The organism is Pseudomonas sp. GD03862 (assembly GCF_029840855.1).
Classification (GTDB): Bacteria; Pseudomonadota; Gammaproteobacteria; order Pseudomonadales; family Pseudomonadaceae; genus Aquipseudomonas; species Aquipseudomonas alloputida.
This window is the reverse complement of the sequence record NZ_JAOCDI010000119.1, coordinates 1-821: the sequence shown is the minus strand read 5'-3', so window position 1 is coordinate 821 and position 821 is coordinate 1. Positions and strand designations below refer to the sequence as shown.

The 821-nt window shown below is 51.3% G+C and carries 1 pseudogene; it reads left to right on the top strand.

The annotated features are described in order from the left end of the window. Nucleotides 1-260: 260 nt before the first annotated feature. Nucleotides 261-821: pseudogene (locus tag N5D53_RS27610) on the top strand (hypothetical protein); the annotation flags it as partial.

The following is an 821-nucleotide window of genomic DNA, read 5'->3' as shown; positions in this document are numbered from 1 at the left end:
CTCTGCTGGTATGGCATCTGCCGCCTGTTCAACGTCCGAGCAGCGCCACCGCCACCCGAAGCATTTGAGGAGGCCCCAGCGCATTCAACCCAAAAAGGGAAGCGTACATGAGCGACACCTCCGTCAGCAGCGCTACCTCCAGGCCCTGTCTGCAGTTCACGCGTCCCCATCCTGACGGTGCACTACACCAACGTGCCATGCACCCGCGACTTCCCGGCCATGGCTGAGATCCTGTCAATTTTTCGTCTAGAGCGCTGATCATGGCAACCATCTGGATATTCAACTCAATGTCAGACTCTGGACACAAGCCCTCTATCACAGGACAACTATTAAGCTTATCTGACACCATTTTATGCTTAAGGAATCCATGGGTCACAGACTCTGTCTTCATGGGAAAGCTGTATTGCGCAATAATTATTTTGTCAATTGCCGGCTTTTACCCACACTTACTATCCAGAGATATATGGCACATGTACGAATCCGCTCCATTACTGGCGACCGGATTCTTGCTTATGCCTTTCACTTTCCTACCTTTCCTCATTTATCGAATATATTTCATAAAACGCTTATCAAGCTTCTGCTTCAATCGGGCGACCCAAAAAATCTACTATCAACGTTTAAGCAAGGTACTGGTCTTTGAGTGGAGCAATACCGGCGGTGGTATTTTTAAGCGTACGGAATACGGCGGCTCATCATTCAGCACCAGCTATGCCCTCGCCTTCGCCCCCCGCCGGGAAGACGGCAGCCTGCATCAAAAAGACTGCCTCTGGGTCGACAGCAACGAACCTACCGAACCCGGCGTCAAGCATGTGGCCGAGGTA